At 74.7% G+C, this 14935-nt stretch carries 13 protein-coding genes; 6 read left to right on the top strand and 7 right to left on the bottom strand.

Going from position 1 to position 14935, the window contains the following annotated elements:
• Both hrpB and AB0H81_RS06405 read left to right on the top strand, forming a co-directional pair.
• Positions 1–2359, top strand: a 2359-nt coding sequence (gene hrpB / locus AB0H81_RS06410) for an ATP-dependent helicase HrpB (protein ID WP_358370051.1), incomplete at its 5' end; no start/stop codon positions are given.
• The gene (locus tag AB0H81_RS06405; RefSeq protein ID WP_358370048.1) at positions 2356–3096 is read left to right on the top strand and encodes a hypothetical protein; all 741 of its coding nucleotides are present in this window, start codon (positions 2356–2358) and stop codon (positions 3094–3096) included. The genes hrpB and AB0H81_RS06405, both read left to right, overlap by 4 nt.
• 85 nt (positions 3097–3181) lie before the next feature.
• Here the strand turns inward: AB0H81_RS06405 and AB0H81_RS06400 are convergent, their stop codons facing one another.
• A complete protein-coding gene (locus AB0H81_RS06400) occupies positions 3182–4381 on the bottom strand; it encodes a pyridoxal-phosphate dependent enzyme (RefSeq protein ID WP_358370045.1) in 1200 nt (399 codons plus the stop codon).
• A 68-nt stretch (positions 4382–4449) separates the two neighbouring features.
• Between AB0H81_RS06400 and AB0H81_RS06395 the strand changes: the two genes are divergently transcribed.
• Positions 4450–5952 carry an amidase gene (locus AB0H81_RS06395; protein WP_358370042.1) on the top strand — a complete coding sequence of 501 codons (1503 nt, stop codon included), beginning with the start codon at positions 4450–4452 and terminating at the stop codon, positions 5950–5952.
• Between the two features lie 74 nt (positions 5953–6026).
• On the opposite strand, the gene AB0H81_RS06390 is transcribed toward AB0H81_RS06395, so the two are convergent.
• Positions 6027–7076, bottom strand: a complete 1050-nt coding sequence (locus tag AB0H81_RS06390) for a YihY/virulence factor BrkB family protein (protein WP_358370039.1) — start codon at positions 7074–7076, stop codon at positions 6027–6029.
• 119 nt (positions 7077–7195) lie between these two features.
• Here AB0H81_RS06390 and AB0H81_RS06385 point away from each other — a divergent pair, with 119 nt between their 5' ends.
• Positions 7196–8620 (top strand): alpha/beta hydrolase, encoded by a 1425-nt coding sequence (locus AB0H81_RS06385; protein WP_358370037.1) that lies wholly within the window; start codon positions 7196–7198, stop codon positions 8618–8620.
• 55 nt (positions 8621–8675) lie between these two features.
• Here AB0H81_RS06385 and AB0H81_RS06380 read toward each other — a convergent pair whose 3' ends face one another.
• The gene (locus tag AB0H81_RS06380) at positions 8676–9572 is read right to left on the bottom strand and encodes a LysR substrate-binding domain-containing protein (protein WP_358370035.1); all 897 of its coding nucleotides are present in this window, start codon (positions 9570–9572) and stop codon (positions 8676–8678) included.
• Positions 9573–9643: 71 nt separating this feature from the next.
• On the opposite strand from AB0H81_RS06380, the gene AB0H81_RS06375 reads away from it, so the two are divergent.
• The gene (locus tag AB0H81_RS06375) at positions 9644–10984 is read left to right on the top strand and encodes an FAD-binding oxidoreductase (RefSeq protein ID WP_358370033.1); all 1341 of its coding nucleotides are present in this window, start codon (positions 9644–9646) and stop codon (positions 10982–10984) included.
• Positions 10985–11013: 29 nt separating this feature from the next.
• On the opposite strand, the gene AB0H81_RS06370 is transcribed toward AB0H81_RS06375, so the two are convergent.
• Genes AB0H81_RS06370 through deoC form a run of 4 tightly spaced genes read right to left on the bottom strand, consistent with a single transcriptional unit; the run spans position 11014 to position 14407 of the window.
• Entirely contained in the window at positions 11014–11865 is an 852-nt protein-coding gene (locus AB0H81_RS06370) for an aldehyde dehydrogenase family protein (RefSeq protein ID WP_358370030.1), read from the bottom strand.
• Positions 11858–12055: a hypothetical protein gene (locus tag AB0H81_RS06365; protein WP_175595187.1), complete on the bottom strand. Its 198-nt coding sequence runs from the start codon at positions 12053–12055 to the stop codon at positions 11858–11860. The genes AB0H81_RS06370 and AB0H81_RS06365 overlap by 8 nt, the downstream gene beginning before the upstream one ends.
• The gene (locus AB0H81_RS06360) at positions 12045–13469 is read right to left on the bottom strand and encodes an aldehyde dehydrogenase family protein (RefSeq protein WP_358370061.1); all 1425 of its coding nucleotides are present in this window, start codon (positions 13467–13469) and stop codon (positions 12045–12047) included. Before AB0H81_RS06360 ends, AB0H81_RS06365 begins: the two co-directional genes overlap by 11 nt.
• Positions 13470–13477: 8 nt before the next feature.
• Positions 13478–14407: a deoxyribose-phosphate aldolase gene (gene deoC, locus AB0H81_RS06355; protein ID WP_358370027.1), complete on the bottom strand. Its 930-nt coding sequence runs from the start codon at positions 14405–14407 to the stop codon at positions 13478–13480.
• Between the two features lie 305 nt (positions 14408–14712).
• Here deoC and AB0H81_RS06350 point away from each other — a divergent pair, with 305 nt between their 5' ends.
• On the top strand, positions 14713–14859 hold the full coding sequence (locus tag AB0H81_RS06350) for a hypothetical protein (RefSeq protein WP_358370024.1): 147 nt from the start codon (positions 14713–14715) through the stop codon (positions 14857–14859).
• The last annotated feature ends 76 nt before the right edge of the window (positions 14860–14935 follow it).

The raw sequence follows: 14935 nt of genomic DNA, 5'->3' as shown, positions 1-14935 counted from the left end.
GCGCGTGCTGGTGGCCGAGCCGCGGCGGCTCGCCGTCCGCGCGGCGGCCCGCCGGATGGGGGTGAGCTACGCCATCCGCGGCGAGCGGCACACCGGCGCGGACCCGAGAGTGGAGGTCGTCACCACCGGTCTGCTCCTCCAGCGCCTCCAGCACGACCCCGAGCTGCCCGGCGCCGACGTCGTCGTGCTGGACGAGTGCCACGAGCGGCACCTGGACGCCGACACGGCGCTCGCCTTCCTCCTCGACGTGCGCGAGACGCTCCGCCCCGACCTGCGCCTGCTGGCCACCTCCGCCACGGCCGACGCCGCGCCCTGGTCCCGGCTGCTCGGCGGCGCGCCGGTCGTGGCGGCGTCCGGCACGCCCCACCCGGTGGAGACCGTCTGGGCGCCGCCGGCCCGCCCGCTCGCCCCGCCCCACGGGATGCGCGTCGATCCGGCGCTGCTCGCGCACGTGGACCAGCTCGTACGGCGGGCACTGGCCGAACGCGAAGGGGACGTGCTGTGCTTCCTCCCCGGCACGGCCGAGATCGCCAGGGTGGCGGGCCGGCTGCATGGCCTCACGGACAGCGTGGAGATCCTCCAGGTCCACGGCCAGGCGCCGGCCCGCGTGCAGGACGCCGTCCTGTCGCCCGGGTCCCGGCGCCGGGTGGTGCTGGCCACGTCGGTCGCCGAGTCGAGCCTGACCGTGCCGGGTGTCCGCGTGGTGGTGGACTCCGGCCTGGCCCGCGAGCCGCGCACCGACCACGCCCGCGGCCTCGGCTCGCTCACGACCGTCCGCGTCTCCAAGGCCGCCGCCGTCCAGCGCGCCGGCCGGGCGGGCCGCGAGGCTCCCGGCACCGTGTACCGCTGCTGGACCGAGGCCGAGCACGGACGGCTGGCCGACCATCCGAGGCCCGAGATCGCGCTCGCCGACCTGACCGGGTTCGCCCTCCAGGCGGCCTGCTGGGGCGTGACGGACCCGGCGGCCCTGGCGCTGCTGGACCCGCCGCCCCCCGCCGCGATGGCCGCCGCCACCGCGATCCTGACCGATCTGGGCGCCCTCGACGGCGGCCGGGTGACCGCCCGGGGCCGGCGGATGGCCCGGCTGGGCCTGCACCCCCGGCTGGCGCGGGCGCTGCTCGACGCCGGCCCGCGCGCCGCCGAGGTGGTCGCCCTGCTGTCGGAGCAACTACCGCGCGACGCGGGCGACGACCTGGTGGAGGTCTGGCGCTCGGCCCGCCGCGGCGGCGACGCCTTCGCCTCCCGCTGGCGACAGGAGGTCAAACGCCTGTCGAGGTCACTCGCACCCGGGAACGGCGGTGCGTCCGAGGGCGGCCCGGCCAAGGGCGGCGTGTCCGGTGTCGGCGCCATGCCCGGCAGCGGCGCCGGTGACGGCGGGGCCGGTGGCGGGTTGGCGGATGACGCGTTCGCCGGGCTGGTGGTCGCTCTGGCGTTCCCCGAACGGGTGGCCAGGCGGCGCGGCGGCGGCTACCTGATGGCCTCCGGCACGGCCGCCGCACTCGGCGAGGGGTCGAGACTCGCCCGGGCGCCGTGGCTGGCCGTGGCGGTGGCCGACCGTCCCACCGGCTCGGCGTCGGCGCGCGTACGGCAGGCCGTGGAGATCGACGAGGCGACCGCGCGGCTCGCCCATCCCGTCACGACCGAGGAGGAGGTCGCCTGGCGCGTACCCCCGGGCGAGCGGCGCGGCGACGTCGCCGCGCGGGTCGTCGAGCGGCTGGGCGCGATCGAGCTGTCGTCGGCGCCGCTGCCCGACGCCGACGTGCGCGAGGCCCTGCTGCACGGCCTGCGCACCGAGGACGTCCTGACCTGGACGAAGGAGGCGCGGGCGGTACGCGCCCGGCTGGCGTTCTGCCACCGCGCCGCCGGGGATCCGTGGCCGGACGTGGGCGGCGCCGGGCCCGGCATGGACGCCCTGACGGCCCTGGCCGACCGCTGGCTGGAGCCCGAGCTGTCCAGGGCCCGCCGCCGCGCCGACCTGGAGCGGATCGACGTGGCCACGGCCCTGCTCCGCCTGGTCCCGTGGAGCGAGCGGCTCGACACGGTCGCGCCGGAGCGCGTCGAGGTGCCCAGCGGTTCACGCGTCCGGGTCGACTACTCGGAGGAGCGACCGGTGCTCGCGGTCAAGCTCCAGGAGCTGTTCGGCTGGGACTCCGCCCCGGCCGTCGCGGGGGTGCCGCTGCTCGTGCACCTGCTCTCCCCGGCCGGGCGTCCGGTGGCGGTGACGGCCGACCTGGCGTCGTTCTGGCGCGACGGCTACCGCGCGGTACGGGCGGAGCTGCGCGGCCGCTACCCCCGGCACCCCTGGCCGGAGGACCCGCTGACCGCGCCCCCCACGAGCCGCACGAACAGGAGAACGTGACCCACGTGAACGCCGACCACCTGGACCCGCGGGAAAGCCGGACACGCGTGGACCGTGCCGCCGTGGTCCGCGAAGCGGCACGCGACAACGCGGCCTGGTGTGACGCGATGTGCCGCGCGCACGGCCTGCCCGGCCGCTTCACCGCCCACGCCTGGACCAACCCGCGCCGCACCCCGCCCTACTACCCCGACGCCGTCACCCTCTCCCCCGCCGCCATCGAGGACGGCGTGCTCGGCGGCATCGACGCGGGCCCCGGCGCCTCGGTCAAGGACAGCTTCGCCGCCCTGGACCTGGCGCCGCACGGCTTCCACGTGCTGTTCGAGGCGCGCTGGATCCACCGGCCGCCCGCCCCGCCCCCCGACTCCGCCGGGGACGTCGTCTGGGAGCGGGTGCGCGCCGCGTCCGAGCTGCGGGAGTGGGAGCGGGCCTGCTTCGGCGGCGGCGCGGACGGCCTCTTCCCGCCGTCGCTGCTGGAGGAGGCCGCCATCCTGTACGGCCGGCGCGACGGCGAGGTCGTGTGCGGCGGCGTGCTGACCCTCACGGGCGAAGCGGTGGGCGTCTCCAACGTCTTCGCGACCGGCGGCTGCGACGACGACACGGCATGGGCCGGGACGGTCGCCCAGGCGGCCCGGCTGTTCCCGGGCCGTGCCCTGGTGGGCTACGAGACGGACACCGCCCCGGCCGAGCGCCACGGCTTCACCCCGACCGGCCCGCTCAGGATCTGGCTCCGCAGCTGACCCGCCGAGAACTCCGCGGGGCGCCTCTCCGTCCGTCCACGGAAACGCCGGGAACGGGCCGCCGGGTCCGGGACGTGGGCGCGCGTCAGGCGCCCACCCCGCCGAGCACGTCGTCCAGGTCCACGTCCTCCAGCACCCGGACCCGCTCCCGTCCCGTCTCCAGGTCCTTGAACCCGCTCGACGTGCCCACGCACACCACCGGCCCGTCGAACTCACGCCCCAGCCTCCGGTAGCCCGCCAGCCCGGCGGCGCCCGACAGCTCCTGCCACAGTCCCTGCCGGGCCAGCAGGTCCCGGGCCGCGCGCAGCTCGTCGTCGGTGACGGGCACCGCCTCTCCCCCGCTGTCGCGGACCGCGCGCACGCCCCGGTGGCCGCCGACCGCGCAGGCGATGCCGTACGCGCCGGTGGGCCCGATCTCGACGATCGCCGCGGGCCTCCCCGTCGCGAGGGCCCGCGCGTGCGGCGCCCCCACGGCCGGTTCGCAGGCGTACACACGCGGCGCCGTCTCCGTGACCCCGAGCCGGCGCAGCTCAGCGAACCCCTTCCACACCCCGTACAGCATCTCCGCGTACCCCGTCGGCGCGAACACCGCCGCCGGGACCCGCCCGAGCTGCAGGAACAGCTCGTACGCGATGGTCTTGTACCCCTCGGCCCCGAACGGGTGCCCCGTATGCGTCACGGTGAGGTTGCTGACCGGGTGATAGCCGTACCGGTCCACGATCCGGCGCATCAGCGGCCAGCGGTCCTCGGCCGGCAGGGTCAGGACCTTCGCCCCGTACGCGCGGACGAACGACTGCACGGCGGGCGGGGCCTCCGCCGAGGCGAGCACGATCGCGGGGAGCCCGGCGCGGGCCGCGTAGGCGGCGGCCGAGGCGCCGTGGTTGCCCGAGGAGGCGACGACCACGCCGGGGGCGCCGGCGCCCACGGCGGCGCTGACCGCGACCCGGTTGAGGCGGTCCTTGTGCGACCAGGTGGGGTTGCGCGACTCGTCCTTGAGGTACACGCCGGGCAGTCCGTCGAGCTCCAGCAGCGGCGTGCCGCCCTCGCCGAGCGTCGGCGCGTGCAGCGGCGGCAGCAGCGGCGCCCAGCGCGCCAGGTCGGGCCCGGGAGCCTGCGCGAACAGCGCCGTGTCCACGTCCTCGTAGGCGTAGTCCACCTCGACCGGGTAGGCGATCTCAGCCGTGCTGGTCTCGGGACAGCCGCGCACCTGCGGCGGCCAGAGCGGGAACGTGACGGACGGGTCGCCCAGCGAACGCTGGCCGGTGGCGAGGGAGGCTCCGTTCATTGTGCCGAGACTAATCACCTCAGAAAGAGACCTCGCCACCGGAGGCCGGACGTTGCACACTTCTAGGCATGTCGTGGGCCGGAAGATCCGCAGTCGAGATCGCCTCCGCCGTGCGCCGCGGCGAGGTGAGCGCCGAGGCGGTCGTCGAGGAGCATCTTGACGTGATCGCGCGGCGCGACCCGCAGGTGGGCGCGTTCCGGCGGGTCAGGAAGCAGGCCGTGGAGGAGGCGCGGGCGCTGGGCGGGCGTCGCGACCTCGCCGACCTGCCGCTCGCCGGGGTACCGGTGGCGGTCAAGGACAACCTGGAGGTCGCGGGCGAGGCCATGCGGGCCGGCTCCGCCGCGACAGCCGTGGTCCCCGAGCCGCGCGACCACGAGACCGTCGCCCGGCTGCGCGCGGCCGGCGCGGTCGTGGTCGGCCTGACGAACCTGCCCGAGCTGGGCCTCGTCGGGTTCGGCGACAGCGTCCACGGCACCGTGCGCAACCCGTGGAACCTCTCCCGTACGGCCGGCGGCTCCTCCTCGGGCAGCGCCGCGGCCGTGGCGGCGGGCATGGTGCCGATCGCCCTCGGCAACGACGGCATGGGCTCGCTGCGGATCCCGGCGGCGGCCTGCGGGGTGTTCGCCGTGAAGCCGGGCGCGGGGCTGGTGCCGCGGCCCGGCGACGACTGGGACGGGCTGAGCGAGAACGGCCCCCTGGCCGCGCACGTGCCGGACCTGGCGCTGGCCCTGTCGGTGCTGGCGGCCGACCCCGCGCTGGCCGAGTCGTGGCGCGCGGGCAGGCGGCGGGAGCCGGCGCCCCGGATGCTGCGCTCGGTGTGGGCGGGCGAGGACGAGGTGTGGGAGCCGCCGGCGCCGCCGGCCGAGGAGGAGTTCGACCTGCGGATCGCGTACGCGCCGCAGCCGCTGCCGGCGGGGCTGCCGATGGACCGGGAGTTCCGGGCGGCGGTGCGCGGGGCGGCCGAGACGCTCCGGGTGGCGGGGCACACGGTCGTGGAGCACGAGCGCCGGCTGCCGTTCTGGCTGGGGCTGTCCACCATGGCCGCCTGGCTGTCGCGCGCCGCCGAGGCCGTCGACGGCCTCTCCCGCCCCACGACCGGCGGCGGGACCGGCGGGACGACCGGTAACAGGGCTGAAGGCGCCGGCGGCGGGCCGGAGCTCGACCGCCGTAGCCGGGCGCTGGCGCGTGGCGGTCGGGTGCTGAAGGCGCTGAGCCTGGACGGGGCACGCGGGCGGGCGCGCTGGCAGGCGTACGCGGCCGACCAGTGGTTCGGTGACGCGGACGTGCTCATCACCCCGGTCCTGGCCACCGTGCCGCCCACGGCCGGCGGCTGGCGCGAGCGCGGGTTCGCCCGCAACGCGCTGGCCAACATGAGGTTCGCCCCGGCGACCGGGCCGTGGAACATGTGCGGCTGGCCCGCCCTGGCCGTGCCGATCGCGACGCATTCGACCGGCATGCCGATCGGCGTGCAGCTCGTCGCACCACCGGGCGGGGAGCCGCAGCTCCTCGGCCTGGCCGCGCAGCTCGAAGCCGCCCACCCGCTGGTCCGCCCGCCCGGCATGTCCACGTGACGCGTGCCCGGCATGTCCACATGACAAGTGCCCGGCATGTCGACATGACCGAGGCCGGCCGCCGTCTACCGGGGTCAGGGCTTGCCGGGCCGTTTCCTGCCCAGCATGGCGACCACGCGGCGGGCGGTCGTGATCGCGGCGGAGCCGACCGCCCCGACCAGGGGTTCGCGCTCCTCCTCCGCCGTGGGCCCCGTGTCGGGGTGCGCGGGCGGGACACAGCCGGCCCGGCAGGCTTCGAGCTGCGCCGCGAACGCGATGCCCAGGAAGAGCGCGATCGAGCTGAGGAACGACCACAGCAGCAGCGCCATGACCGCCGTCAGCGGTCCGTACGTGGCGCCGAAGGTGCTGTTGTTGGCCGTGTACAGGGCCAGGGCCAGCGTGAAGAGGGTCCACAGGGCCAGGGCCACCAGCGCGCCGAAGGCGAGCCAGCTGTGTCCGGGCTGCCTGCGCCGCGGCGAGGCCCTGAACAGGGTGACCGTGGACACCAGCGCGAGCAGGAAGCCGAGCGGCCACCGGACGAGCGCGTACGCCTGCCGCGCCCCGCCGCCCCAGCCGAAGACGTCGGACATCGCCTCGCCGATGGCCCCGCCGCCGACCATGACCGTGAAGCCGGTGATCATGCTCACCCCGGCGACCAGCGCGAGCAGGGCGGCCCTGGCGTACTTGCGATGGAACGGCCGGTCGCGCTCGACACCGTAGATCCGGTTCGCGCCTCGCTCGAACTGCGCCATCGCCGTGGTCAGCGCCACCATCGTGGTGGCCAGGCCCAGCCACAGGGCGAGCGCGTCCCGGGCGTGGTGCCCGTTGCCCAGGGCCTCCTTGACCGCCGCGCCGTCGCCGGGGGCCAGGCGGCTCAGGGTGAGTTCGAGCACCTGGCCGAGCTCTTCCTGGTGGGTGACGGAGCTGAGGCCGACCAGCGCGATGGCGCCGGGGATGATGGCCAGGCAGATCTGGAAGGCGAGCGCGCGTGAGTGGCTCATGCCGTCGCCGTACCTGAACCGGACCAGCGAGTCGCGCGTGAGGTGCCATGCGCCGTACTTGCGCAGGGTCGCCCACGCGTCGTCGGCGGACAGCTCGTCGCCCTTCATGGTGCGCGTCTGGGGGACGGACACGGTAGATCCCACGGCGAGAACTTATACCCGTTTTCGGGAGGAATGCGGAGTTAAGCCCGGCCGTACGGCCGAGCCAGGTCGGCCGGACGGCTGATGTCCGTGATCCGGTGACGCGGACAGCATGGCTTGCTGTGAAACATGTCCTCCTGGCGCTTCTCCTGGCGTCGCCCCCGACGCCCGCTCCGCCGCCCGTCTCCTGGCATCCCTGTGGCACGCGGCAGGCGGAGTGCGGCACCGTCGAGGTCCCGCTCGACTGGGCATCCCCGGCCGGCCGCACGATCAAGCTGTCCGTCGTACGCCGCAAGGCCACCGGCGAACGCCTCGGCACCCTCTTCTTCAACCCCGGCGGCCCCGGCGGCCAGGCCGTGATGCTGCTGCGCGACTACCCCCAGTACGCCGTCAGCGACGAGCTGCTGCGCCGGTTCGACGTGGTGGGCGTCGACCCGCGGGGCGTCGGCGAGAGCTCGGCCGTGACGTGCGAGCGCCCCGTCCACGACCCGGCCGTGACGCAGTTCCCCGAGACCTTCGCCCAGTACCGCGCGCTGGTGGCGCACAACCGGGCCGTCGGCCTGAGCTGCCTGTCGGGCACCGGCCCCCTGCTTCGTGAGATCGACACCACGAGCGTCGCCCGCGACTTCGACGCGGTCAGAGCCGCGCTCGGGGAGTCGAGGATCAGCTTCCTCGGCAAGTCCTACGGCACCATGCTGGGCACCGAGTACGCGCGGCTCTTCCCGGACCGGGTCCGTACGATGGCGCTCGACGGCGCCGTCGACCACAGCCTCCGCTCGGAGCGGCTCGTCGCCGACGCCTCCCTCGCCGTCGAGGACTCCTTCGGACGCTTCACGGCCTGGTGCGCCGGGACGCCGGCCTGCGCGCTGCACGGCCGCGACGTCGCGCGGGTGTGGGACGACCTGGTGGCCAGGGCCGCGCGCGAGCCCATCCCGGTCAAGGGCGGCCGTCCCATGACCGCCGAGGAGTTGCGCTACGTCGCCTACGTCTTCCTCAACCAGCTCCCCGAGTACGGCAAGGGCCTGGCCAACGGCATAGCACTGGCCGAGAAGGGCGACGCCCGGATCCTCGCCTCCGTCCGGGCCTCCGCCCTGGACGACCCGGCTAGCACGGCGGCCTACCGGTCGATCCTGTGCCTCGACATCGCCCACGGCATCAGCGGCTACCGCGACCTGCGCGCCCGGCTCGACCGCGTCCGGAAGCTCTCGCCGCACATGAAGGGCACCTCGGAGTTCTGGGACATGACGGCGGGCTGCCTCGGCTGGCCGATCCCACCCACGAACCCGCAACGCCCGCTGAACGTCCGCGGCGTCCCACCGGTGCTCGTGGTCGGCAACACCCACGACCCCGCGACTCCCCTGTCCTGGGCGCGCAGCCTGTCGTCCCGCATCCACGGCTCCGGGCTCCTGGTGAACGACGAGAACGGCGGCGACGGGCACAGTTCCTACCTCAGAGCGGCCTGCGCCACGGCCCGCATCGACGACTACCTGGTGTCGGGCGAGCTTCCCCCGGCCGGGACCGTCTGCCGGCAGGCCCCGGCGCCCTAGCCGAGCCCGCCTCAGTCGAGCCGCCGTGGACGAGGCCCTCTCGGGCGCGGCCGCCTCAGTCGAGCCCCAGGTCGGGCAGCGTCCTCCTGGCGTGGTCGATGAGCGCCCGCGCCGCCGGGCTGACCTCGCCCTCCGACCGCCACGCGATCGCCATGCGCCCGCGCAGCCGCGGCCCGGTGAGCTCCATGACGTGCACCAGGCCCTCGGCCCCGCTCACCGCCGACTCCGGCAGCACGGCGACCCCGAGGCCGCGGGCGGCGAGCCGGGCGAGCACCAGCGGCTCGCTGGCCTCCAGCGACACCCGGGGCCGGAACCCCGCCGCCGCGCACCCGTCCTCCAGGGCCGCCCGCAGCCCGGTGCCCGGCGGCAGGCAGAGCAGCGGCCGTCCCTCCAGGTCGGCCAGCTCGATCCCGGACCGCCCGGCCAGCTCGTGGTCGAGGCCCACGGCCGCGACGAGCGGCCGGCTCACCACGATCTGCACGTCGAGCCCGGGCGGCACGCTCGGCCCGAGCCCGAACAGCCCGAGGTCCATCCGCCCGGTCTGCACGTCGCGGACCACGGTCTCCGGGTCGGCCTCCTTGAGGGTGATCTCGACGGCCGGATGGGCGTCGTGGAAGTCGGCCAGCAGCCCCGGCACGTCGAGCACGCTGGGCAGGGAGACTCCGCCCATCACCACGTGCCCGCGCAGCAGCCCGGTCAGCTCGTCGACCACCTGCCGGGCGCCGGCCACGGCCTTGAGCGCGGCCCGCGCGTAGGGCAGCACGGCCTCGCCCGCCGCGGTCAGCCGGACGGCGCGCGCCGACCGGTCGAACAGCGGCTGGCCCAGCTCCCGTTCGAGCTGGCGGATCTGCGCGCTGACCCCGGGCTGGGCGACGTGCAGCGAGGCGGCGGCCCGGGTGAAGCTCGCCTCCTCGGCGACGGCCACGAAGTACGCGAGCTGACGAAGTTCCATAACCGTCGATTATAGACAGGAGTAGAACTATCTCTTGGACTTCTGACTCCAGGGCCTCCAGCATGGGTCACATGGACATCACGGAGCTGAAGGGCCCGGTGCTGCGGCCGGGCGACGAGCGTTACGACAACGAGCGGACCGGCTTCCAGGCGCTCGCCGCGCACCGGCCGGACGTCGTGGCCGGCGTGGTGGACGCGGACGACGTGCGGCTGGCCGTGGCGTACGCGGTGGCGGAGGACCTTCCGGTGGCGGTGCAGGCCACCGGGCACGGGCTGCCGGTGCCGGCCGAGGGCGGCCTTCTCATCAGCACGCACCGGATGACGGGTGTACGGGTGGACCCGGACACGGCGACGGCCCGTATCGAGGCGGGGGTGCGCTGGTCGGCCGTGATCGAGGAGGCGGCGCGGCACGGCCTGGCCCCGCTGTCCGGCTCGGCGCCCTCGGTGGGCGCGGTGTCGTACTCGCTGGGCGGCGGCGTCGGGCTGCTCGCGCGCCGCCACGGCTACGCCGCCGACCAGGTGCGCGCCGTCGAGGTGGTGACCGCCGACGCCGAGCTGCGGCGCGTGACGCCGGAGAGCGACCCCGGCCTGTTCTGGGCGCTGGTGGGCGGGCGCGGCAACTTCGGCGTCGTGACGGCCCTGGAGGTCGGGCTCGTACCGGTGGAGAGCCTGTACGGCGGGGCGCTGTTCTTCGACGCCGACCGGGTGGACGGCGTGCTGCCCGCCTGGCGGGAGTGGACCGACACGGTGCCCGAGGAGATGACCTCGTCGGTCGCGCTCATCCCGTTCCCCGACGCGCCGCAGGTGCCCGAGGCGCTGCGCGGGCGCCGCGTGGCCCACGTCCGCATCGCGTACGCGGGCCCGGCGGAGGAGGGCGAGCCGCTGGTGACGCGGCTGCGCGCGCTCGGCCCCACGCTGAAGGACACCGTGCGGGTCATGCCGTACACCGAGTCGGGCTCCATCCACGACGACCCCGCCGGGCCCGTGGCGTTCTACGCGACCCACACGCTGCTCGAGGACCTGCCGCCGGACGCGGCCGGCGCGCTGGAGGAGGCCGCGGCGGGCCACGTCGTGGAGGTGCGCCACCTCGGTGGGGCGCTGTCACGGCCCGGCCCGGCGGCCAACGCGGTCGGCAACCGCGACGCCGCCTTCCACGCCGGCCTGTTGTCGCGGCTGGCCCCGGGCGCCGACCCCGCTCCCGTGCGGCCCGTCCACGAACGGGTGCGCGCGGCGCTGGCCCCGTGGTCCACCGGGGGCCGCGCGCTCACCTTCCTGTACGGCGAGCACGCGAACCCCGACGAGGTGCGCAGGGCCTACGCCCCGGACGTCTACCGCCGCCTGGCCGCGCTCAAGGCGGTCTGGGACCCGGCCAACGTCTTCCGCCTCAACCACAACATCCCACCGGCCTCCTGATCGAGGCGGTTAGGTGACGACGGGGCCGCTCAGACGCCCAGGGGGTGCCAGACGGTCTTGGTCTCCAGGAAGCGCGTCATGCGGGCCAGGCCCGGGTCGGCGGTCCAGTCCGCGGGCTCCGGCGTGGGCCGCAGGACCCGCTTGAGGTTGCCGGCCGCCTCCTGCTCGCAGCGCAGCGCCAGGTCGGCGTCCGTCACCCCGGTCAGGTCCAGCCCGTTGACGTCCATGTGGGCCGCCAGCCAGGGAGCCAGCTCCGCCTGCCGCCCGGTGAGGACGTTGACCACCCCGCCCGGCAGGTCGGAGGTGGCCAGCACCTCCGCGAACGTGATCGCCGCGAGCGGCGACGGCTCGGAGGCGACCACGACGCACGTGTTGCCCGTGACGACGGCGGGCGCCACGACCGACACCAGCCCCAGCAGCGGGTCGGCGGGCGCGACGACCGCGACCACGCCGGTCGGCTCCGGCGACGACAGGTTGAAGTACGGACCCGCCACCGGGTTGGCCGTGCCGTGCACGGCGGCGATCTTGTCGGACCAGCCCGCGTACCAGACCAGCCGGTCCACGGCGGCGTCCACCGAGGCGAGCGCCTCGGTCCGTGCGAGCCCCAGCTCGTCGGCGAACTGGGCGCGGCGGCCCTCCAGCATCTCGGCGACCCGGTAGAGGATCTGCCCCCGGTTGTAGGCCGTCGCCCCGGACCACCCGGGGAACGCCTTGCGCGCGGCCACCACGGCGTCGCGGGCGTCCTTGCGGGAGGCGCGGGCGGCGTTGGCCAGGAAGTCGCCGTCGGGCGAGGTCACGGCGTAGGACCTCCCACTCTCGGAGCGGGGGAAGGCCCCGCCGATGAACAGCTTGTAGGTCTTGCGCACGGCCAACCTACTCATCGCCGCGTCCCCTCCACGTGATCTCCTGCGACATCTCGACCGGCACGAAAACCTGGCCGCACCGGCTCACGCCGCAGCGGTGGGCGTACCAGCCGGTGCGTACGGGCCGGCCGGCGCGGGCGTAGGCGTGGTCCCGGGTGGCCTGGGCGCGGCGCGCCCTGCGGCGGGCGCGGCGGTGGTCACACGTCAAGGTACGCCTCCAGCCCGTGCAGGCCGCCTTCGCGGCCGTAGCCGGATTCCTTGTAGCCGCCGAACGGCGAGGCGGGGTCGAAGCGGTTGAAGGTGTTGGCCCACACGACGCCGGCCCGCAGCCGCTCGGCCATCCACAGGATGCGTGAGCCCTTCTCGGTCCAGACACCGGCCGACAGCCCGTACGGGGTGTTGTTGGCCTTCTCCACCGCCTCGGCCGGGGTGCGGAAGGTCAGCACCGACAGCACCGGCCCGAAGATCTCCTCCCGGGCGATGGTGTGCGACTGCGCCACGCCGGTGAACAGCGTCGGCGGGAACCAGTAGCCCCGCTCGGGCAGCTCGCACGCCGGCGACCAGCGCTCGGCGCCCTCGCTCTCGCCGGCCTCGCTCAGCGAGCGGATCCTGGAAAGCTGCTCGGCGGAGTTGATCGCGCCGATGTCGGTGTTCTTGTCCAGCGGGTCACCCAGCCGCAGCGTGCCGAGCCGGCGCTTGAGCGCGGCCAGCAACTCCTGCTCGATCGACTCCTGCACCAGCAGCCGCGACCCGGCGCAGCACACGTGGCCCTGGTTGAAGAAGATGCCGTTGACGATGCCCTCGACGGCCTGGTCGATCGCGGCGTCGTCGAAGACGATGTTGGCCGCCTTGCCGCCCAGCTCCAGCGTCAGCTTCTTGCCGGAGCCCGCGACGGTCCGCGCGATGAGCCGGCCGACCTCGGTCGAGCCGGTGAAGGCCACCTTGTCCACCTCGGGGTGGGCCACCACCGCCGCGCCGGTCTCCCCCGCCCCGGTCACGATGTTGACCACACCCGGCGGCAGCTCGGCCTGCCGGCAGATCTCGGCGAACAGCAGCGCGGTCAGCGGCGTCGTCTCGGCCGGCTTGAGCACCACCGTGTTGCCGCACGCCAGCGCCGGCGCGACCTTCCAGGCCAGCATCAGCAGCGGGAAGTTCCACGGGATGACCTGACCGGCCACCCCCAGCGGGCGCGGGTCCGGCCCGAACCCGGCGTAACCGAGCTTGTCGGCCCAACCGGCGTAGTAGAAGAAGTGCGCCGCCACCAGCGGCAGGTCCACATCCCGCGACTCGCGGATCGGCTTGCCGTTGTCCAAAGACTCCAGCACGGCCAGCTCACGGGCCCGCTCCTGGATGATCCGCGCGATCCGGAACAGGTACTTGGCCCGCTCGGAGCCGGGCAGGCCGCTCCAGCCGCCGAACGCCTTGCGCGCGGCCCGCACGGCCCGGTCGACGTCGTCGGCCGAGGCGCAGGCCACCTCGGCGAGCGTCTCCTCGGTGGCGGGGTTGACGGTCTTGAACGGGGTGCCGGAGCCCTCGGTGAACTCGCCGTCGATGAACAGCCCGTAGGACGGCCGCAGGTCGACGATCTCGCGCGACTCGGGGGCCGGCGCGTACTCGAACATCGCCATCCTCAGTCCAGGGTGAAGTAGTCGGGGCCGGCGTAGCGGCCGGTGGCCAGCTTCTCGCGCTGCATCAGCAGGTCGTTGAGCAGCGATGAGGCGCCCAGGCGGAACCAGTCGGGCGAGAGCCAGTCGTCGCCCGCGACCTCGTTGACGAGCACCAGGTTCTTGACGGCGTCCTTGGTGGTGCGGATGCCGCCGGCGGGCTTGACGCCGACCTGGCGGCCGGTGCGGTCACGGAAGTCGCGCACCGCCTCCAGCATGATCAGCGTCACCGGGAGCGTGGCGGCGGGCGACACCTTGCCGGTGGAGGTCTTGATGAAGTCCGCGCCGGCCAGCATCGCCAGCCACGAGGCACGCCGCACGTTGTCGTAGGTGACCAGCTCGCCGGTCTCCAGGATGACCTTGAGGTGGGCCTCGCCGCAGGCCGCCTTGACCGCGACGATCTCCTCGTACACCTTCAGGTAATCGCCGGACAGGAACGCGCCGCGGTCGATCACCATGTCGATCTCGTCGGCGCCCGCGGCGACGGCGAACCCGGTGTCGGCCACCTTGACGTCGAGGGAGGACCGCCCGCTGGGGAACGCCGTGGCCACGGAGGCCACCTTCACCCCCGAGCCGGCCACGGCCTCCACGGCCACGGGCACCATGTCGGGGTAGACGCAGACGGCCGCCACGCGGGGGACCCCGGCGCCGGGGTGGACTGCCTTGACGCACATGGCCCGCACCTTGCCGCGGGTGTCGGCGCCTTCGAGAGTGGTCAGGTCGACCATCGAGATGGCCAGGTCGATCGCCCGTGCCTTGGCCGTCGTCTTGATGGAACGGGTGCCCAGCATCGCCGCCCGCTGGTCCGCGCCGACCCGGTCGACGCCGGGCAGGCCGTGCAGGAACGCTCTGAGCGTCGCGCCGGAAGCGGCCACGTCCGCGAGCGAAGTAGTCATAGTTGACACCTCCACAGCATCGCCGACCACGCGGGCCAGCTCCAAACCGGATCTTTCCGCTCGTGTCCGATGGTCGCGCGCGGGATCGCGGCGGGACCCTCGTGAGGGGGCGTAAGGCGGCTCTGAGGTGCGGATAGGGCTGTTCTAAGGCGGCCTAAGGCGGCCTAAGGCGATACGGGGCCCCGGCCTAGGTACCCCGGGGCGAAAGTGGCCCGGGAGATAGGGAATCCGCCCGATGTGGCGGGGTGGGCCTTAGCCGGAAAGTAGAGGGTGTCAGAAAGAAGTGGGTCAAGTCAGGAGACACCATGAACCCCGAGATCGAATACCAGCTCATGAAGAGCCAGGCGAGGGAGCTGCGCGCCGCCGCCGCCCAGCACCGCCGCGTACGCGAGGCGGAGGAGGGCAACAAGTCCGAGCGCCGCTCGGTCTTCGGCAAGCGTCGCCCCTCATGAACACGTCACGAGAGCCCGGCCGCATCCTCCCTCGCGGCCGGGCCTCTGCGCCTTCGTGACTGACCGTTTCGTCCCT

The sequence above is a fragment of the Nonomuraea sp. NPDC050691 genome (assembly GCF_040654455.1).
Classification (GTDB): domain Bacteria; phylum Actinomycetota; class Actinomycetes; order Streptosporangiales; family Streptosporangiaceae; genus Nonomuraea.
This window is presented reverse-complemented; position numbering and strand designations above follow the sequence as displayed.